The organism is Bacillus sp. FSL K6-0268, assembly GCF_038005425.1.
In the GTDB taxonomy this organism is placed as follows: domain Bacteria; phylum Bacillota; class Bacilli; order Bacillales; family Bacillaceae_G; genus Bacillus_A; species Bacillus_A thuringiensis_S.
Genome location: NZ_JBBOTF010000001.1, coordinates 1,263,333 through 1,284,762 on the forward strand (window position 1 = coordinate 1,263,333; position 21,430 = coordinate 1,284,762).

Genomic DNA, 21,430 nt, shown 5'->3' on the forward strand with positions numbered 1-21,430 from the left:
AGAAAAAACGCCTGCTCATAAGCAGGCGTTTTTAAAGGATTTCATCAGGGTTTTGAGGATGATGATTTCCCTCTTTCTTTTCTTCTTTTTGGAACATCGATTGAATTTTATCAATTGTTTGCGGAGCTAATTCAATCATTTTTTCTGCTAAATGTGTCGCATTTTGTAAATGAAGAATATTTACTCCATCTTTATTCACCACAAGAAATGCTACTGGTGTAATCGAAACACCACCCGCGCTACCGCCACCAAATGCAGCGTTACCGTTCGCTCTTTGTCCATCATTCGTTTGGAAATCAGAACCTCCTGCTCCAAAACCGAACGCTACTTTAGAAACCGTTAACACCACACCACCGTCAGCCGTTTGAACAGGCTCTCCAACAATCGTATTTACATCAACCATTTCTTTTAAATTTTCCATTGCTGCTTTCATTAACCCTTGAATTGGATGATCCACCGTTCATAACCTCCTTTGTCATATCTTTCCTAGTTTTTCCGAAAGTTTGTGAACTAAACATAAAATTTTATATTGATTTCAAAAAACTTAAGTTGTAATATTTAGAAAAATAAAAAAGAGGTCGATTCGTTATGATGCGAAAATTAACAAAGAAAGATCATGAACAAGTATTCGCTTATCTAAAAGAAGAAGCAGCCCTTAACTTGTTTATTATTGGAGATATTGAAGCTTTCGGTTATGACACAGATTTTCAAGAATTATGGGGAGTATTTAAAGAGAATGGAACATTAAAATCAATTCTACTCCGATTCCACGATTCATTTATACCCTATAGTAAAGAAGAATTTATTACCACTGATTATGAGGCACTTCTTTCCGCATATAAGCCACTTAAACTCTCTGGTAAGTCGACTATCGTAGAACAATTTGAAACTGCTTCAAATATACAACTAGGTACTAAAAATGAAATGTATTTTTGCGAATGTCTAAATGACAACAACTTACCTAGCACACCAATTCATGAAACAATTAAACTTGCCTCACTCGATGATATAGAACGAATTATGAAATTACGAAGTGACATCGCTGAATTTCCGACTACCAATGAATCAGAGAAAATATTAAGTCAGACTATCGAAACAAATACAGGACGCACATACTATATTGAAAAAGATGGCGTGATCATCGCATCCGCCTCTACTTCCGCTGAAAATTCATTATCCGCTATGGTAGTTGGTGTATGTACACACCCGAATTATCGCGGAAATGGCTACGCTTCACTCATATTACAAAAAATGATCCAAGACTTTACGAAAGAAGGCCGAACACTTTGTTTATTTTATAACAATCCAGCTGCTGGACGAATTTATAAACGACTAGGATTTAAAGACATTGGAATGTGGACGATGTATCGATAATAAGAAGTACTCTATAAGAGGAAATAGTTGTAACTTAGCAATAAAAGCCGATTACACAAAAACTTCACACCGTTATTATGAAGAAACTACTTGAGGAGCGAGGACTCTAACTAAAAAATGGTATGCATTCAAACTAAATTTAGACAGATAAAGTGAAACTTTAATCAGTGGGGGGTTTTCTCCATCCCCCACTGATTATTAGTTGAACCAATCGGACTTTTATGGGCAGTTGATCCCCCACCTAACTTCTTTGCTTTCGCTGCATTTTGAGGTGGGGGTCTTACTGCCCATTAAAGCGGGATAAACGCCCCAGTTGCATCTACTCCAGCAATTGGGGCGTTTATCCTCAAATTCTTTCCACTATATTTATGAAACACTTATCACACTTATATCGCTATTATCTTTCCGTACAAATGCCCTTCTAAATATTACTGCGTCTCATTATACTTTGCTTTAAAATCAATATATTCCTGTTTCGCATCTTTGTTATTACCTTGGTGACTATCAAAATATGTATGTATTTGTGATATGTGTTCTACTAACTTTCCTTCTTCATTTCTCTTATTATAATTCATTACAATACTTACTTCCAATATCTGCTCTGAACCCTTTGTAAACTCAATATGCAGTGCGATCGATCCACCACCATATTCATCATATTGTATTTTCAACTTATCATTAATAATACTTTGAAACTCTGATTCAGTTAGTTTATATCCAACAGTACTAGGCTGACCAAACTTTTTTATATCATCTCCTAGCTTCATCTTTAGTTTCCCAATCCCTTTTAAACGATCTACAATTAAGTTCACGTATGAAACATCCAGACTTGAATCCGTACTTTGTACCTGTCCATTCTCATAACTAATATTTGTACTATAATTAACTTCTTCTCTATAATTTTTATTATCTACTTTCGAGGTAATTTCTTGTGTTGTATTTCCATATAAACTTTTATCTTTCGTATTATATATACCTTTCGAAGTTTGATAAATTGTTTTACTGTGCTCTCCATCTTCCTTTTGCTCATATGTACTATATATACCTCTTTGTTTCACATACGCATATCCATCATCACTCGCAGACATAACCTTTTTCATGTCACCTTCATCCAAAGCTTTGACAAACGGCTCATAATCTATCTTTTTTTCAAAAAAACTACATGCTTGTAATAGGCTGATTGCTATTATGATAGTAATCATTTTAGAAACCCTTTTTTTGTTCATTTCATCATCACACTACCCACTCTATATTTTCAATTAGATAACCTACTAATCACTTTTATCACCTTACATAAGTAAATTTTCTTTTCGTAGTTCAAATACTCTCCTATAAATTATTACTTTTTCATCATCAAAACTTACAATACACACTTTCTTTATGCCTTACGTTTCGATTTACTTTTTTTATTTTTCTTTCGATATCTTGGAGTCTCTCTTTTATGTTGCTCCCACGTTTTATTAAATGACGGAAATTTAAATCTGCAATATGCTAATAGCTGAAATTCAGCTGCACCGATTGCTATCGTATACATTAAAAAGGTCCCTACTACATACATAAATAAATCATCAAACCCATAATCGTTATGAAAATATATCAAAATAAGAATAGTTACTGCGTATAGTGTAGCCCACTTCATCATCTTTCCTTTTGTTTTACTAAAGAAAGAAGCAGACCTCTCATCCATACTAAACGCACCTTCACTTGCCAATTTAAATGTATCTATTGTTGTTACGATATGAAAAATTACTGCTCCTAAAAGCAATAAACCCGCATACAGTATTGTAATCCAATCAATTGAATTATTAGCCATTTTAGTAACAGTCAAAGCAATAGGAGCTATTGTTGCCAATTGGAATGAACATAATAATACGACAAGGGTTTGTAGTTTTTGAAATTTAAATTGAGCTATCGGAAATGAATAAATGACGAAAAGAATTATTTGTATAATATATAAGAATACTTCTAACTTAACAATTCCTATATTAAAGAGAAGCATGCAGTAATCCCACCCGGCTGATAAAACAATAGAAAAAATGGTTATTGAACTAAATAGTATTCCTCCAAACATAAATCCTGTAGCCCCCTCAGGACTTAAACGATCATTACATGTCATCCTAAACTTATCTAAATCTTCTTCTTTTATATTCCACACCTTGACATTTCACCTTCTATACAGTTTAAATAATTTCCATTTACTTCAATTCTATTTCACTCTTATTTACTTTTCGATTTGGATTTTGTATTTCGCTTTCGAATTCTCCCTCGCATTCTCTCATTCTCTTCCCATGACATATTAAATGACTTGAATTTAAATCTACAGTACACCAATAGTTGAAATTCTGCCGCTCCAATGGCTACTGTATACAGTAAAACAATACCTACCGCATAAAGAACTAAAACATCAATTCCATAACCATTATGAAAATATATCAAAATAAACAGGATTAGCGCATATATTGTAGCCCACTTCATCACATCTCCTTTTCTTTTACTAAAAAATGAGATGGATCTTTCATCCTTACTAAACGCACCTTCACTCGCTTGTTTAAATGTATCAATTGTTGTCACAATATGAACGATAGCTGCTCCTACAAATAATAACCCTACACAAATTAAAGTCATTTGGTCAATTGAATAATCAGATATCCCAGGAAGAACTAACGCTGTAAATGTTATTGTACCTAATTGAAATGCATATAATAATACAACGAGCGTTTGGAACTTTTGAAATTTATAACGTGCTTTTGGAAATGAATATAGAATTAAAAAGATGAATTGTAAGCTATATAAAACAATTTCAGTTTTAACAATTGTTTTATCAAAAAAAGTATGATAATAATCCAAACCTCCTACAAAAATAAAAAACATGAATACTGAACTATAAACTATTCCTCCAAACATAAATCCTGTAGCACCTTCAGGGCTTAAACGATATTCACATGTCATCCTAAACTTATCTAAATCTTCTTCTTTTATATTCCACATCCTGGCTCTTCACCTTCTATACGTTTCAATTATTTTTCTAGCACTAAAATTTTATTAATATATTATTTATTTTTCGTTTTGAATTTCTTATTTTGTTTTCGAATTCTCCCACGCATTCTCTCATTCTCTTCCCATGACATATTAAATGACTTGAATTTAAATCTACAGTACGCCAATAGTTGGAATTCTGCCGCTCCAATGGCTACTGCATACATAACAACATTACACATAACATAACCAAACATTGTGTTTAATGAGTAATTATTATTTATATAAATCAAAACAAGAAGAATTAACACATAAATTACAGCACCTTGTATAACATGTCCCTTTGTTTTACTAAAAAACGAATCTGATTTGTCCCCACTACTAAATGCACCTTCGCTTGCTTGTTTAAATGTATCAACTGTTGTCACAATATGAACAATAATTCCACCTAATACTAATAGACCTACATAAACACGTGTATTGAGATCAATTGAATGCTCAATCATTCCAGAAAGAACAAATAACGTGCATCCGATAGTTCCAAGTTGAAATGCATATAATAATATAACGAGCGTTTGTAATTTTTGAAATTTATAACGAGCTTTAGGGAATAAATATAGAATTAAAAACATTACTTGCAAACCATATAACACTAATTCAATCCTAACAATTACCTTATCAAACAAGGTAGTATAATAATCTATTCCTCCTATAAAAATAATAACCATAAATAATGAAGTATAAAATATCGTTCCGAGCATAAATCCCGTCGCACCTTCAAGACTTAAACGCCTTCTGCATGTCATCCGAAATGCTTCTAAATCTTCCTCTTTTATATTCCACATCCTGACTTTTCACCTTCTATACAGTTTAAATAATTTTCATTCACTAAAATCCCATTACATTCCTAACTTTTTAAGTACATTCATCTTTGTGTAACTATATTCAGATAATATTATCTCTATATTAATTACCGTACATAATCAGAATACTTTTGATAGTTCAAATAGCCTTCTTTCTCCTCAAAAGCTCTAAATATTCTTCTCTCTTTCACTTAAGCATATCCCTCATACTCTATTTTTGTTTCCCCCGAAACTGCACTCACTTAGTAAAAACATTACTGTCATCACAATTATATCGAGATAATAAAGCTCTTTAATTTTATCTTCAGAAAGGTGATAACCTCCCATCAACAATATGCTAGGAGGTTATTACAGTTATTTTAAATTTGTTTTTATTTTAATGGATTCGATTTTTGCAAATAATAATGTTATTTAATTTGAGCAGCGAATATTAAAAACATACTGCTTAATAACTCGTAATTTTTCTAGTTGTTCATCGGTTGCTACCATCTCATATGAGTTATCTACAACCAAACGAATTTCAGTATCATTTTCTTTTACTTTTCGCAAGTCTTTTTCTGTACAATTAAACTCTCGAATGATTTCCCCTTGTGTGTTTACCAATCTAACGTAAATGTTTTTTTTCTCCTTCTTCTTAAACATCTGAACTCCCCCTTATTTGTTTCCTATCATAGATAACCCTATTGTAATTAAGAGAAAGAAAACGATAATAAGGAAAGTCTTCCCTTTGCTTACTTGTGTTGTACAACCTTCCAAGACAGCCCATATAAGAATTGGAAAAAGAAGAATACCTAGGAGAATATCGACCAACTTGTTGCTACTCTTCTTTAGTGGTTTTTCTTCTACTATCGGTTTTATCTGAACAGCTTCTTTTCTTATTTGTTTCGGTTTCTTTTTCTTACGTCTATGATTCACCCAACTTACTCCGCCACATTTTAAACTTAGCTGCAAATTGATCTTCCATTCTTCAAAACAAATCAGCTCCCTTAGAATGATTTATTATTATGAAAAGACTTTTCATAATTCACATAATCTTGCTTCGCTTTCCTCTTTAACTTCATACTGTCACCAGTTACTCTAGGCATTTTTAGTTTCATTACGTTCCCTTATTGTTCCTATCATAAATCCTAAAGCATCCTCAGGACTCCAACGATGTTTACATATCATCCGAAATTTATCTAAATCTTCTTTTTTTATATTCCATATCCAAGTTTTCCACCTTTAACTACCTTTACTTAAATCATATAGATTAAAAATAAAAACCTTCTCATTTTAACGAAAAGAGAAGGTTTTCTTACTGTTATACATTCATGCCATATTCAAAACTTTCCCTCTTCAAATAACGTATTATAGTTGTTAATCTTTGGAATTTTATTTTTGCTATTAATTTAGGCATTTTTACTTTTCTTAAAAAACACCAAATATGCAAATAATGACGAAATTAAGAGGAATACACCCGCCCCTATACCCTCATATATTTTAAAATAAACAGCAGCAATTATCACAAATATTGACATTATTATTATTAGAATCATTGTATATTTCATTATAAATTCTAACGCTTGATAGATAGATACTATTGTCCTTTGAAAAAAACTTTGCTCTGTTTCTGAAACATTCCGATCCTTAATCAAAATAACACCTTCCCCTCTTTACAAATTGACTTTTGAATAAACTTTCCCCTTCAAACTAGCAACAAAGCGAACTATAGCACGTAACTACTACCAATACAGAATGAGCCCGTTGAAAATCGCATGTCGAAATATTAAGTTAATTACATATAAATTTGAGAACGAAAAACCTCCTCATTCTAACGAGAAGAGAAGGTTTTATTTATGATATTTCCCCAAACCCTATTCAAAACTATCTCTTTTATGATATTTCATGATGTTTCCATATGTTAAAAGCCACAAGCTTAAAATATTATTCTTCATTAAATACAGCAATCTTCACTTCAACATACTGTAAAGACTCATCACCGCTAAACACATGATAAATTGGCGAGGCTAAATTCAGATTATTATCCTCCATATACAGAAGCATTTCACCATATACCTGCTCTGTTAATTTTTCATAATCTCCCGTATATCGTTTCATGAGCATCTCATCAACATAATAATAGCTCCTAAATTGAAGTGTTTCTGATGCTGGAATTTTATCTTCATTCACTGGCATGAATAATTCAACGTACATATTTTCATCAGATGGTATATTTTTCAAAGCATAAAACATCGGACCTTTTACTGTTAAATTCTCTGTTGCAATTTCTGACATAAAATGTTCAATTGCTTCTTCCATATCTTCGTAATGAAAATAGTACTCTTTCGAAACAACATTTGTATATGCAATACTTTGTCCTTCAATTATCATTTTATTGTTTCACCTACTTCTCTAATAGGAGCATAAATATCTAGCCACATGTCACCGTATACGTCTAAACATACGTGATAAAAACCATTATCTAACTTGATATGATGCTGTTCTGCAAACTCATGTATTAAATTATAAGCCTCCTCAATATCACCATCTTCATCAGTAAATCGAACACTTAATGCCTCTTCAATAATTAATCCATCAACGTATTCATATGCAGAATTCTCTCCCAATTTAACACGCTCATTTACTGGAACAGAATACGTATATTCACCGTACTCTGGTTCATTTTCCAATGGCTGATATTTAAAAAGAACAGGACCTACAGCATATATTCCATTATGAACAACTTGATTTCTCAGTGCGATAGCAGGTAATAACCAATCTTCTTTTTTTACAATTTGAGTAATACTAATTAAATTTAAAAGTGATAATGCTTTATATTGAATTTTCATAATACCTACTCCTTTTACTATTCTTTCTCTTGGCTATATATTCTTTTGTTTCTTCAAATGTCACTTACGCTCTCTTTCATATTCCTTCCACATTATAGTAAATGGCGAACATTTAAACCTACTATACTCATTTCCTTTACGCCTTACGTTTTGATTTACCTTTTTTATTTTTCTTTTGATATCTTGGAGTCTCTCTTTTATGTTGCTCCCACGACATGTTAAATGAAGGGAATTTAAATCTACAATACGCTAATAGCTGAAATTCAGCTGCACCAATGGCTATCGTATACATTAAAACAGTACCTATTACATACCCAATAAAAGTATCAAACGCATAATCATTATGAAAATAAATCAAAATAAGTAGGAGTAATGCGTATATTGAAGCAACTTTCATCATAGTTCCTTTTGTTTTACTAAAAAAGGAAGCGGATCTTTCATTCATACTAAACGCACCTTCACTTGCCTGTTTAAACGTATCAATCGTTGTCACAATATGAACAATCACTGCTCCAAAAAATAAGAAACCTACATATACTAATGTAATTCGATCAATTGTATAATCAGACATTCCAGGAAGAATTAGAGCCGTGAATAATATCGTACCTAATTGAAATGCATATAATAATACAACAAATGTTTGTAACTTTTGAAATTTAAATCGAGCTTTTGGAAATGAATATAGAATTAAAAAAATTATTTGTAAGCTATATAACACAAGTTCCATTCTAACGATTGTTTTCTCAAAGAAAGTAGTATAATAGTCCCAACCAAACGTTACTAAAGTACCAATAAGAAAAAACATCATTACTGAAACAAACACTATTGTTCCTATCATAAATCCAAAAGCACCTTCAGGACTTAATCGACGTTTACATGTCATCCGAAATTTATCTAAATCTTCTTCTTTTATATTCCACATTACCTATATGCACCTTTCTTGTAGTCTTATTACCAAAATATAGATCCAAGTTTGTGTGTTACTTTTTTAACTCCTTTTTTAGCAAGATCAATTGCATTGTCTTCTCCTCCTAAAAAAGACCATTTTTTATTAATTGCCCATGTAAGTCCTACGGCAACACCAGCTCCAACCACAGTTCCAAGCGGCGGAAGGAAAAACGACCCTGCTACAGCACCAGTGGCCATCGCTCCAGCATTTGCTCCAATATCTACAGCTGAATCTGTTGCTATATCAGCTACATCATGTAACTGCCAACCATCATCTTTAGTAGCGTCTACAACATTCCCTCCGACTGACACAACAGCCCCAAAAATACCTGCTCCTTTCAATACTGTGGCCGGTTTCCCCATACCTTTAAACATTTCTTTCCATTTTCCAGGATGTAAATCCTTTAAACCGTCTGCATAAGCAGTCTTAAATGCACTCAATCCTCTCTCCCCAATTGCAGTAGGCAATCCTTTCTTCTCCCAATCAACGTGGAAATCTTGATAACTTTGAAACTCTGGTAATTTTAAAATGGTTTTTCTTGCTTTTTTTATTTGTGCATTTGTTGTTTTTAAATCACCAAATTCAAATTCTAATTTATTCTTGATAAATCGAACTAAAACATCATCATTATTATCCATTGTAAGGATTTTTGCTACTTTAACCAAATCTTCTTTCTTTAATGTCGATAGTTCATATACTCCTTTCCCTTTTCGACCTTTAGGATCAAAAAGGACGTCTAAAGCATAATTCTTTTTAACATAATGCATGCGTATATAGGAAGCTAAAAGAGCCTTAGTTCCCTTAACACTAATGTCGAATTTGGTCATTGTATCTGCCATTACCTTAATGATATTTCCAATTGCCACGCTAGATATAAGCTTCCCTATTGCAGCGATAGACAAATTTCCATTATTCACTTTTATTTGTTGCATTCCCTCATCTATTTTATGCATTAATTCATCAAACTCTTGCAGGTCACTTTGTTTACTATTATAAGTCTCTAATTTTTCTAATGTATCACTGATTTCTTTTTGGCTTTTTACAGCGCCTTCAGTGATACTTGATGATGATGGGTATTGAGTTGCGACGATGTCACTAATCGTACCTACTGTTTTTTTTGCCTCTTCACTAGAGTGGCTGAATCCCTCACTATATCCATGAACTTTTTTCTTTACATCATCCAAATAACTTCCATGAATTTTTGCATCTGCATCACTGTCAACCTCACTGTTAAACTCCTCTATTGCTTTTTGAAATTGACTTTTTAACATTTCCGTTGTAACTGTAAATCCAGTGATAACAGCTCCATGAACTGTAGATAAATGATTCTTAATAGTATCAGCAGCTTTTCCTTGAAAAGAGTTAATTTGTGTAAAGTCCTCTATTTTTTGCTGCAATGTTTCCAAATGTTGATTTAACTCTTCAGCACTTGAATTAAAGCGCTCTTGCAGTTCTTTTACTTCTTGTAACTCTATGATTTTGCTCATATTTTCCCCCTCCTTTCCCTTTACATAGCACGGTGAGCTGAACTGTCTTTCAAATCTTTTCCAAGCTTTTCATCTTGCTGAACCATTTCTTGTCCTGTTTGCTGAATTCTACTAATATCTTTTTGTAGTATTTGTTCATATTGCTGCACTTTTTTCGATAACTTTTCAATCGCTTCACAATATTTTTTCAGTTTACTTAAATTCGTACGATGTAACTGCATACCATTAAATTTAGTCTTACCTAAATCACTAGCACCACTTTTCAAATCACTTACTTTCGCATCAAATACCCCTTTATTTAATTTAATTTCCCCCATTTATCATTTCCCCGCCTTCTGTACTTCTACTTGAATACTAGCGTCAACCATTGAAACACTTCTACTTAGAGAAAGAATACTAGACTCACATGTAGCGATTTCTCTTTCAAGCCGCCGTATAGCTTGATCGATGTCTTCTTGCACTCTCCCTAGTTCTCCGATAAACTTCCCTAAATTCGAAATGACTTGTTGTTCATATGTTTCTTTAAAAGTAGTTGCTCTTTGCCCTTTCCAACTACTCTCGTTTATTTCTAAGGACTTAAACTGCTCTTGATTTTGTTTAATTGCTTCAAGATTATTTACAAATTTCCCTTTAGCAGTTATTAGCCTTCTTAGTTTCATTTGTAGTTCAGCCAATTGCCCTTGTTGATGACTTATACTACTTAATAAACCAGATTTTTGACTATTTAATTCCTCTATCCCCATGCAAATCCCCCCTTAAATAGTTGGCACTTTAATTCTAGTAGCAAAACGATTTTCAACAAAATACCCTTCAAATGGATTTAATTTTGTACTACTTAAATCTTTATTAGATACATCGAAGACCATTTGGCCTGATGATTTTCTAAGTAAAATAACATGAGATTGCGTTTTTATTGTTTTTGAAACTAAGTCGTATCGACTGTCAATTGAATCAACATCACAGCCAATTACGAAGTGGATGCCCATAAATGCACCATTTGTTATTAATTCCGCTAAACTATATATATCGCTATCCTCTAAATTACTTAAAATATCATTTACATCTGCAATTACGATTACAATCGGCTTAAATTTCTTAATAAATTCTGCCGGGTTCACTGTTTCACTTGATGCTTCCTGTTCCTCTTTAAACGCCGCTTCTCTCGATTTATAAGCATTTGTAACTTGTTTAATCGTTTTCTCAATTCCTGTTTTTTCAGCTACATATAAAGCAGCGCTCTCTCTATAGTTTGAGAAATTGCGTGTTCTTGTATCAATTAAACCTAGGTCAAAGTGTCCACTGTCTGCTAACTGTTGAAGGAATTGATGAACTACATTTTCAACTTCATCTTTCTTGATTCCCCCTACAACAATATTAGACGCTTCCGTTAAATCTAATTCGAGAGGTGTAACGCTTTCTGTTTCTACACCAAATGTTAGTTTGCCTGCTTCAATAATTTTTCTTGTTTCTGGCCATGCAATAAATTCTTTGTATTCTAGAACTTCAGGTACCATAGGAATTGCTTTCGGTCTTTCTCCATCCCAGAAGGAATCCATCTCTTTTCCTTCAGCTTGTATATTTTCAATTCGAGTAAGGACATCTTCTCCATCTGTCGGTAAAGCTGTTTGGAAGATTGTTGGTTCGTCAATTTTAACTAAACCACGTCCTGCTAATTCTTCAATTTTCAACTCTGTTCTTCCTACAATCGCTCTAGATTCTGCCTCATCTATCATATATAGAGCAATTTGTAGTTTAATATTTGTATTTACTTGTACTCTCAATGCATTTTGACGTGTAGCTGTAAGCATTAAATGAATTCCTACCGCTGCCCCTTCACGTACAATTTGTGCAATAATGCGTTCAAAATCTTCGACAAATCCAGCTTCTCTAACAGCATCATAGTTATCTAATGTAATTAATATTGTTGGTAATACTTCTTTACTAGCTCTCTCATACATTTCAAGACTCGCAACGCCATATTTACTTAGCAATTGCTTTCTATCTTTTAATAGGTCTTCTATGCGACGAAGAAACTTCTCGCATTTTTCAACTTGGTCTAATGTAATGATGTCTGCCACATGCGGTAAAGATTTTAATGGCATTAAACCATTTGTTCCGAAGTCTAATAAATACACATGCAAATGCTCCGGACTATGTTGACGAGCTACATCCATAATGACTGATTGTAAGAATGTTGATTTTCCGTAGCCTGGACTTGAGAAGACCGCTACGTGTCCGTCTTTACTAATATCTAAAGTTAATGGTGTTTGTGATTGTAATTCAGGCTGATCTAGTAGACCAATTGTTGCTTGTAATGGTTTCTTTTCTTTCGTCCATGCTTCTTTGAACTGAATAGCATGTAAGTCTTGTAAATATACGCTTTCTGGAAGTGGTGGTAACCACGGTCTTGCTAATGCTTCAATTTCATTTATTTCTGCGTAATCGTGAATGTAGTCAATAACAGCATCCAGTTCAGATGGTACGCTTATTACTTCTTTACTGCTACCAAGTCCACTTAAGTCTTCACTTAATATTTCATATTGTCCTAGATCATTTATTGCATAGATTGTTGCATCTAAATGTTCTTTATCCTCTTTATTTTCTACATAGTCTGCTCCGCTCCAAGCTGATTGGAATAGTTCATAAATTTCATTATTCCCAACTTGTAAGTAAGCACGTCCTGGTAATGTAATTTCAGCAGCATCTGGTGTTTTTAAAATTTCATTACTATCTGACGTATTTTGAACTTTTAATGCTAGTTTGAATTTCGAGTTACTCCAAATTTGATCATCTACAACACCACTCGGTTTTTGCGTAGCTAATATTAAATGGATTCCGAGCGAACGACCGATACGCGCTGTTGAAACTAACTCTTTCATAAACTCTGGTTGTTCTGACTTCAGTTCCGCGAATTCATCACTAATTAAAAATAGATGCGGCATCGGCTCACTTACTAAGCCTTCTTTATACAGTTTTTGATACTGATTAATATGGTTTACATCATTTTCACCAAATAATCGTTGTCTTTTCTGTAATTCAGCTTTAATTGATGCGAGCGCTCTCATACTTTGTGCTCCATCTAAGTTCGTAATTGTTCCTAATAAATGCGGTAAGTTTTTGAATAAATTCGCCATTCCGCCGCCTTTATAGTCAATTAGTAAAAAGGCTACTTCGTACGGGTGGAAATTGACTGCTAGAGATAAAATATACGATTGTATAATTTCCGATTTACCTGAACCTGTTGTACCTGCTATTAATCCGTGTGGTCCGTGTGCTTTTTCGTGTAAGTTTAAGTTTACGATATCTTCTTTCCCACGTAATCCAAGTGGTACAGCTAAAGATTTATGCGCTGCATTTTTCTCCCAACGACTTGTGATATTCAGTTCTTTTACTTTTTCAACGCCGTACATTTCTAAAAATGTTACGCTTTCTGGAATACTATTTTTTAAGTTTTGCAAATGATTTAATGGTGCTAATGCCCGTGAAATATCTTCTAAATTGAATCCTTTTGGCACATGGTTTAGCTTAAATTGACGGTTAACAAGTTCTCCTTGCTCTAAGATGATGTTCCCTTGTTTTGCATCTCTTATATCTATTACCGTTTTCACATGCTCCGGTAAACTTTGCATAACATCTTGTACAAATACAAGCGATACACCTAATTGACTCGGATCATCATTAAAGAACTCCATAACAACATGGTCTAATATTAGTTTTTCATCTGTAATGAGAACGACATAGTGCGGTGCAAAGTACATTTTTTCATTAGTAGAACTTTTTTCATCTAGTTTTAATTTTCGTTCTTTCAATATTTGATACAAACTATTTAACACTTGATCACGGCTACGATCATGGTATACAAATCCACGTACATTTATATCGCGAACACTTCCATGAGGTAACCAGCGCATCCAATCCCATTGTTCTTTTTCCTCTTCCGGAAAAATAGTAATAAACTGCAAGTCATAATAACTATGGAATAAAGCCGTTTGTGCAACTAATAATTGTAATTGCTCTAACACTAAAGAGCGTTGACCAATATAACCGACTGGTCCATTCATTAAATCTGTTACAACTGGTACATCTTCCAATGATAGATAACGCTGTCTTAGTTCACGTGCTATATCAATTAATTCATCTTTCGTTTGACTAAATTCTTCTTCATTAAATTGAATTTCAAAACTCGTATTAGCTTGTCCTGTTCCAACGCTAAATGTTAAGAAATCATGATGTAACATTGTTTTTTCATAAATTCGAGGATTTACTTGAACTGCCATATTACGTATTACTTCTACATTTGGATTGTGATAATGTAATGCGTGACGCTGTTTTTCACTTTCTGCATGTAAATCTTTCGTTTTTTGTTTTATATACTCTCTATAGCTTTTATCTCGTTCAACAATGTCGACTTTATATTGCTTCAAATTTTTAATATACGATGTGACAGAAACAATGATTGTTACTAATGTCATCGCAATCGATGCGATAATAAACATTCCATATTTCATGAAAATAGCAAGTAATACGGTTACGACAATCATGACAAGTGAAGGTGCAATGATTCTTGCTAAATGCTCCGTTGGTTTTGATGGCATACTTGAAGGCTTTGCAATTGTCATTTTCTCTTCTGGTTCACGGTAAATAATACGTGGTGAACGATGATAGTCTGGATAACCACTTTGATAATTTGTTTCTGATTCTACTAAAATAGGTAACTCAGATTTCACTTTATCTTCTGAAGAAAGTACTTGAATGTCTTCACTACCAATCTCCAATAAAATACCATCAAAATATAATACGTCTCCTGATTCCAACATAACGCTATCTTTTAACTTCGTATAATTATGAAATACATCCCCGCCATACACGTTCACTTTAAAAGAATCGTACAACGTTTCGCGAGATAGCATTAAATCTACACTAGTCCCGGTAATAGAAATATCATCGTAATCGTTTTGACTCACTGTAAGAGAATGTTTCGTTCCGATATCAAACACTTTAGTTGTACCAACAATAGATATAAAGATTTTCAAGCTCACATCTCTTGTTTTCCCAATCTCAATTTCCTTATTAAATTCTATTAACTGATCCTGTACCATCCAAGCATTTACTTCATTATTCCACTTTAACTCTACTTCTTGTTCTAAACTTGGATTCGTAATATCATTTGTCCACTCTTTTCCAATCGACACTATTGATTGCTCATTTGGATGTAATGTGCACTTATATATTTTGTCTCCATAAGTCAATACTAATAGTTGCTCCATCCGTGTTCACTGCTCCTTTTCAACTGTCTCATCAAGTGCTTACTCTTTTTTCTCCGTGTCCGACAAATTTTTATCGCTTGATGAATTGCCATATTTCTTTTTATATTCATCTAATTGTTGCTCATATGTTTTTAACTTTTGATCACGTTCTTCCCCTGATAAATCTGGATTATTTTTCAGTGATTCAATTTGTTTAACAAGGCCGTACATAATAAGCTGAGGATCATCAAGTGTCTTAGCTAAATCTAATGATTTATCAAAATTACCTTTTCCGTTATACATCCAATACAGCAAATACTTTTCATCACTTTTCAAACTAATGTTTTTCATAATCGATTTCTTTTGAGCTTCACCTAGTTTTTCAGCTGTAATGTATGCAAATGCTAACTCATATTTAGATGCAATCGGTAATGATTCAAACTCCTCCTCATTCAATTGCGTAATGACTTTGTCATAATCAGTTGCTATGAAACTTGCATTTGCTTCTAACAATTTATTTTGATAAGGAAATTTTATAAAAGTGAAATATATTAAAGGAGCAGCTAAAATAACTGTCGCCGCTATGAAGGAAAAAGCTAAGTATTTAAATGATTTATAGCTTTTTTTAGGTACTAACTGCATATTTTTTTCTGTTTTTGTTTGTTCCTTCTCAAAGCTGTCATTAAGAAACTGCAGTAATGCATCTAAGCTTTCCATTTGAGCAACGGTCTGTTCAAATGTTGTTTCTTTTGCATCTTTTAGTAACCCAGCATACAAATCATCAAAGTTATGTTTTTGGGAGAATAAAGCAATAATTAGACATTTATATTGTGTTAAAAATTGCTCTTCTAATAACGGGGTTGGCGGAACAATATCTCGAATTCCTCTATGTATAATACTTGGTATTAAATTAGCATTAAAAACTATATTGTCTGGATGTAAAAAGAACGTGATTCGTTTATTTAAATATTTACGAAACTGCGCAACATTCCGAAGTAGTCTTAATTTCTCATTTCTTCCAAAACGGCTAAGATCGTCCCACTTATATAATTTTTTATCTACTTGATATAGAAACGTAAACATATCATCCGTTTCTTCTATTTTTAATGGTACAAATTCAGATGATTCGCCCGTAATTATATCGAATTGACGGAAGTCTTTTATACGTGTTTGAGATTTGGTCATCTCCAATTTCCAATTTTCTTTTTCTATTTGAAATTGATAGTTCATTGCATCAATTTTAATTATTTTTTCCGTCATGTTTATCCTCTTCTCCTTTTCTTTATAACCCGTAATAACTTATTTTCAAATAACTAAAAGTAAAAAATATTCTTTATAAAACTTGCAAAATATCTCCATCTGTTATTTGGTGATCAATTAAACGATCATTATCTGTTAAAACAATTGACTTATTTTTCACTTTAATTACAAAATGTGAACCTTCATGATTATCAATCTTTAGCGTATCTAATAAGTTTTTTAATAAATATTTAATAGATTGATGATTCGGAATACGCAAATCATATGTATTTCCATTCCATTTACTAAAATCTACTGTCACATTGATATGTGTTTGTATTGCCATCGCTTTACCTCCAATTTTTACGAAGAACCGTATAAATACCGATGCAAATAAGTAGAATGCCGCCGCCAAATAATAATATTATTGTTATACTAATTGGTTCTTCATTCATTGTTTCATTACTCGCTACTTCATCTGCACTTTTTCTGACAATGTATTCACTGCTAAACAAACTATTTTTCGTATCTTTAACACTATTATTCTCTTTTTGTTTTATAAAAAGAGAATCTCGCAGAGCTTCCATATCTTTTTGTTCTTTCTTTTTCTTTTTCTCAATTTCTTCTTCTATATCTTGGTTAAATAACTCAATTGATGCTTTATCTAATTCTGTTTCCTTATGTTCCTTTTTATTTTTTTCTTGGTCGCTTTCTTCAAGTCGATCCACTTTAAACTTAATCTTCCCATCATCACCAAGATAACTGTCAGCCGCGCTCCTTATCGGTAGCGCGACAAACAGTAAAAGGATAGAGAGAAATGATAACTTAGCCACTATGCTCCATTGTTTGATCATTTACTTCTTTTTCCTCCCATTTCTTATGCCATACAAATAGATTACTAACCAATCCGATAATGGCAATTACAAACAATACGACAAAAATAACTTTCCCAGTATCTTTCCCACTAATAAAATCATTTAGAAAACTTTCTATATACTGAAGCGGTGAGAATTGACGTATCTTTCCGACAGAAGACATTTGATCTACTTTACTTCCAACTGCCTCAGTTAAAAATAGGTACATGCTTAAAAATACTAATAGTATAAACATTCCTACCATTTTTATTTGTCGTAATAAGTAGGTTGAGACCAATACAAACGCCATCATAATAAATGTAATGAACGCAATCCATAGCAAACTTTGATCCTGACCGAACTTTAAAAGACGCCCAGAAATGATACCTATACTAATTCCTTCCACAATTGATATACCGAAAGCTACTACTGTAGTTGGTACATTCATATCAATTAATGAGAATTTCTCTTCAAAATGATCCGATTGCATTCGTTTCTTTTCTTGATTCGCAATTGCGTATGCTGTAAATAATGCAACAATGAAACAAGTTAATACAATTAAGTACGGTGTAAAAGCATTACCTGCTACAATTACTCCATCATTTTGCTTTTGAACTGGACTAGCTAAAAAGTCATATAGCATTTCATTTTGACGATCTCCAATACGACTATTCGCTAAAATTTTCGTAAAGTTTTTGGAGAATGATTTATCATCTTCCATTTTCTTTGTAAAGTCATTTAATAATAAATCAGCTTTTGAAACAATTGTCGTTCCGCTGTCTTGAATTTCTTTTGCTTGTCCATTAATTTGATCAAATGTTTTATATACATCGTCTGAAGTTGCTAAACTATGCTTCGAACTTTCGACCAATGACTGACTTTGCATCATTAATGATTTAATACCAGAATCTAACGATAAAACAGCCGTTTGCTCACCAGCATGATTTGTTGTTACTACTTGCTGCTCTTCAACTAGCTTTAAGCTATTCTCACGCCATTTCGCTAAACCTTTTACATACTCTCCTAAATTTTCATTCATACTAGTCGCTTGTTGCGTCGTTCCATTTAATTTCTCCGCTAGTAGCATAGAATTTTGATCCGCACTAGTAATAGATTGTTGATAAGAGTTTATTTTTTGTTTTAAACCTGACATATCTTGCTTTATTTCTGTAGTAATACTTGATGAAACAAGATTTGAAATTAAATCAATTAAGCTTTGTTTATTTAATACGTAGTACAAAGATTGATCCGTCGCAATTGCATCTAAACTTCCCTCTTCTAACTTAGGACCTACATCTTTCGTTCTTAAATCAATCCCATAATACATTTCGTAAAGGCTCATTAAACCTTGATAACTTTCGACTGTATCTACTGCTTCTTTTATTAATACACTAGAAGTAATATCTGGTATTTTTTCTGTTTTTTGATGTATAACTTGATTCGTTGTACTTTCAATAATTTTTGAATTGCTACCGTTATCTGTCCCAGTGTCTGGCTTCTCTCCTGTATCAGGTTTTTCTCCTGTGTCTGGATTTCCTCCTGTATCAGGTTTCCCTCCTGTGTCTGGATTTCCTCCTGTATCAGGTTTCCCTCCTGTGTCTGGATTTCCTCCTGTATCAGGTTTCCCTCCTGTATCAGGTTTCCCTCCTGTGTCTGGATTTCCTCCTGTATCAGGTTTCCCCCCTGTGTCTGGATTTCCTCCTGTATCAGGTTTTCCTCCTGTATCAGGTTTTCCTCCCGTATCAGGTTTTCCTCCTGTATCAGGTTTTCCTCCTGTGTCTGGATTTCCTCCCGTATCAGGTTTTCCTCCTGCATCAGGCTTGACACTGTCACCATTATTACTCTGTTCTGTTTTTTGAATAATAGGCGTTTTAGCATTGTGTACTAACGGCATTATGCCATACTGTGATTTATGAACCACATTTTCCACCTTGCTATTTTCCGTTTGTGTTCCTTTATCTTCTTTGTTAGGTTTTTCTTTTTCAGGACTAGTTTCTTTTTTATGAGTCCCACTCAATTCCCATTGCCACATTACAGGAGAGAAAACATCTATATTGATGTTTGGATCTTTTAACTTCACATCCAAGCTAATCTTTATATCCCCTTCATTACGAGGAGCTATTGTAATTTCTCCTGCTTCGCTTTGAAGAAAGTCACTTGTACGATCCACATCATCAATATGTAAGAATCCTGTACTTCCATCTAGTTTAAATTCTTCTGGAATCTTTATCTTCAAAATTTGCGGAGATTCCATTTTAATTACTTTAGCAGTATCACTAAATGTAATTCCCTCTGTATAAAGTCTATCCTTTACTTCTTTAATAGCATTTCCTAAAGATATTTTATTTACAGGATCATAATAAAAATTATTTTCTTTATTATATTTTTTTGTAAATTGAATTACATTTTGCAGTTGTAATTTCGTTGTATCTGGCAAATCACTTTGAGCGATTTCTTCCATGTTTAAACTAGGTAATTTCGCAATTAAATTCTCGATTTGTTTCTTTATTCGAACATCTGGTTGTTTCATTAATGTATTTATGAAGATTTCTTGCTTTCCATCGTTCGACATAGATTGCTTTAACTTCCTAATTACCGTCTCTTGAATATCACTTTCTAACTTTCCTGCAAGTTCTGTATCATATTCAGACACTTGTTTTTTTACATCTGCTAAATATTTTTGAACTGCTGAAGCATCAGTTAAAATATTCGGTTCTTTCTCTGAAAACGTAAATTGATTTGAAATACTTTTATTAGCGGATTCCAATGTACTTAATTGCTTTAAAGCATCGCCTGTATTCATATCATTCATATATTGATTGAATTGATTTGTGAAATTATTTGCTAACAAATTGTTATCAGTTTGCATTTTTTGAAAGTTATTAAAACCATCTAAGTACGTACTGTTAGATTTATTCCCTTCATCTAACGCTTGACCGAAACCTTTTAAAACATCCTGAAATCCTTTGAAACTATTAACAGAAACACCTGTATAATCTTGTACTGTTTTAAATTGATTTGTGTAATTTGCTAACGGACTATGTATATCTTTTTTATACATAGTTGTTTGAACGTTTCCTTTTTCAATTATTTTACCTATATTATCTTGTGCACCTTGTAGCTTACCGATAATACTCGCAAAATAAACATCGATTATTTGCTTATTGAAATCTTCTAAAATAACAGAAGCTGTATTTTCTGCCTCAGCTTTCAAATCCTTATTCCCAGTTGCATTTACTTTGTAGTTTAACGTTAATTTCTCTGGAATCTCTGAATCAATCGCAACTGCTTTCCTAGAAAAATCATTTGGAATAACAATCATCATATTGTAATTATTATTTTTCAATCCGTTTTCCGCTACCCCGCGACTAACTACGTACCATTCTTGTTTCGTATTTTTATTTACATTTTTAACAAATTGATCTCCAAACGCTATTTTATTGCCCTCAAATACAGTGCCCTGATCTTCATTTACCAACGCAACTGTCATTTTGGGTGTAGTATTCTCATTAGCTTTCTTAACATTTTGATTTAATGCTAAATAGGAGACCCCTGTTGATAGTACAAGAGCTAAAATAATAAACAACAAGATGCTCCATTTGAACTTTTTCACT

General features: G+C 32.9%; 19 protein-coding genes and 1 pseudogene. 1 reads left to right on the plus strand and 19 read right to left on the minus strand.

The genetic code is table 11. The features are described 5' to 3' along the window. Positions 1 to 31 precede the first annotated feature (31 nt). Positions 32 to 457 carry a GerW family sporulation protein gene (gene ytfJ / locus MHI28_RS06250; RefSeq protein WP_000349986.1) on the minus strand — a complete coding sequence of 142 codons (426 nt, stop codon included), beginning with the start codon at positions 455 to 457 and terminating at the stop codon, positions 32 to 34. A 131-nt stretch (positions 458 to 588) separates the two neighbouring features. Here ytfJ and MHI28_RS06255 point away from each other — a divergent pair, with 131 nt between their 5' ends. After that, entirely contained in the window at positions 589 to 1,374 is a 786-nt protein-coding gene (locus MHI28_RS06255) for a GNAT family N-acetyltransferase (RefSeq protein WP_000984757.1), read from the plus strand. Positions 1,375 to 1,802: 428 nt separating this feature from the next. Here the strand turns inward: MHI28_RS06255 and MHI28_RS06260 are convergent, their stop codons facing one another. From MHI28_RS06260 to esaA, 18 genes and pseudogenes are all read right to left on the minus strand, one after another. After that, positions 1,803 to 2,576 carry a DUF3952 domain-containing protein gene (locus tag MHI28_RS06260; protein WP_340827693.1) on the minus strand — a complete coding sequence of 258 codons (774 nt, stop codon included), beginning with the start codon at positions 2,574 to 2,576 and terminating at the stop codon, positions 1,803 to 1,805. A gap of 176 nt (positions 2,577 to 2,752) precedes the next feature. After that, entirely contained in the window at positions 2,753 to 3,529 is a 777-nt protein-coding gene (locus MHI28_RS06265) for a hypothetical protein (protein WP_000267122.1), read from the minus strand. 62 nt (positions 3,530 to 3,591) lie between these two features. Further along, on the minus strand, positions 3,592 to 4,362 hold the full coding sequence (locus MHI28_RS06270) for a hypothetical protein (RefSeq protein WP_000267113.1): 771 nt from the start codon (positions 4,360 to 4,362) through the stop codon (positions 3,592 to 3,594). Positions 4,363 to 4,424: 62 nt separating this feature from the next. Next, positions 4,425 to 5,195: a hypothetical protein gene (locus MHI28_RS06275; RefSeq protein WP_000267147.1), complete on the minus strand. Its 771-nt coding sequence runs from the start codon at positions 5,193 to 5,195 to the stop codon at positions 4,425 to 4,427. Positions 5,196 to 5,669: 474 nt separating this feature from the next. Continuing rightward, positions 5,670 to 5,855, minus strand: a pseudogene (locus MHI28_RS06280) (hypothetical protein); the annotation flags it as partial. A 12-nt stretch (positions 5,856 to 5,867) separates the two neighbouring features. After that, entirely contained in the window at positions 5,868 to 6,128 is a 261-nt protein-coding gene (locus tag MHI28_RS06285) for a hypothetical protein (protein ID WP_002083293.1), read from the minus strand. A 473-nt stretch (positions 6,129 to 6,601) separates the two neighbouring features. After that, positions 6,602 to 6,847 (minus strand): hypothetical protein, encoded by a 246-nt coding sequence (locus MHI28_RS06290; RefSeq protein WP_000588631.1) that lies wholly within the window; start codon positions 6,845 to 6,847, stop codon positions 6,602 to 6,604. A gap of 289 nt (positions 6,848 to 7,136) precedes the next feature. Further along, positions 7,137 to 7,583, minus strand: coding sequence for a DUF5085 family protein (locus tag MHI28_RS06295; RefSeq protein WP_000582719.1), 447 nt, complete (start codon positions 7,581 to 7,583; stop codon positions 7,137 to 7,139). Next, entirely contained in the window at positions 7,580 to 8,041 is a 462-nt protein-coding gene (locus tag MHI28_RS06300) for a DUF5085 family protein (protein ID WP_000701786.1), read from the minus strand. The genes MHI28_RS06295 and MHI28_RS06300 overlap by 4 nt, the downstream gene beginning before the upstream one ends. A 136-nt stretch (positions 8,042 to 8,177) precedes the next feature. Next, entirely contained in the window at positions 8,178 to 8,963 is a 786-nt protein-coding gene (locus MHI28_RS06305) for a hypothetical protein (protein WP_000267117.1), read from the minus strand. Between the two features lie 29 nt (positions 8,964 to 8,992). Then, the gene (locus MHI28_RS06310; RefSeq protein ID WP_000034621.1) at positions 8,993 to 10,477 is read right to left on the minus strand and encodes a T7SS effector LXG polymorphic toxin; all 1,485 of its coding nucleotides are present in this window, start codon (positions 10,475 to 10,477) and stop codon (positions 8,993 to 8,995) included. Between the two features lie 20 nt (positions 10,478 to 10,497). After that, positions 10,498 to 10,794: a TIGR04197 family type VII secretion effector gene (locus tag MHI28_RS06315; RefSeq protein ID WP_000503886.1), complete on the minus strand. Its 297-nt coding sequence runs from the start codon at positions 10,792 to 10,794 to the stop codon at positions 10,498 to 10,500. A gap of 3 nt (positions 10,795 to 10,797) precedes the next feature. After that, entirely contained in the window at positions 10,798 to 11,220 is a 423-nt protein-coding gene (locus tag MHI28_RS06320; protein WP_000510565.1) for a YwqH-like family protein, read from the minus strand. Between the two features lie 12 nt (positions 11,221 to 11,232). Then, positions 11,233 to 15,744, minus strand: a complete 4,512-nt coding sequence (gene essC, locus MHI28_RS06325; protein WP_000436747.1) for a type VII secretion protein EssC — start codon at positions 15,742 to 15,744, stop codon at positions 11,233 to 11,235. Between the two features lie 39 nt (positions 15,745 to 15,783). Continuing rightward, on the minus strand, positions 15,784 to 16,983 hold the full coding sequence (essB, locus tag MHI28_RS06330; protein ID WP_000136602.1) for a type VII secretion protein EssB: 1,200 nt from the start codon (positions 16,981 to 16,983) through the stop codon (positions 15,784 to 15,786). A gap of 73 nt (positions 16,984 to 17,056) precedes the next feature. After that, a complete protein-coding gene (locus tag MHI28_RS06335; protein WP_001007571.1) occupies positions 17,057 to 17,308 on the minus strand; it encodes an EsaB/YukD family protein in 252 nt (83 codons plus the stop codon). A 4-nt stretch (positions 17,309 to 17,312) separates the two neighbouring features. Further along, entirely contained in the window at positions 17,313 to 17,816 is a 504-nt protein-coding gene (essA, locus tag MHI28_RS06340) for a type VII secretion protein EssA (protein WP_000595660.1), read from the minus strand. Beyond that, the gene (gene esaA / locus MHI28_RS06345; RefSeq protein ID WP_340827695.1) at positions 17,788 to 21,429 is read right to left on the minus strand and encodes a type VII secretion protein EsaA; all 3,642 of its coding nucleotides are present in this window, start codon (positions 21,427 to 21,429) and stop codon (positions 17,788 to 17,790) included. The genes essA and esaA overlap by 29 nt, the downstream gene beginning before the upstream one ends. Between the last annotated feature and the right edge of the window lies 1 nt (position 21,430).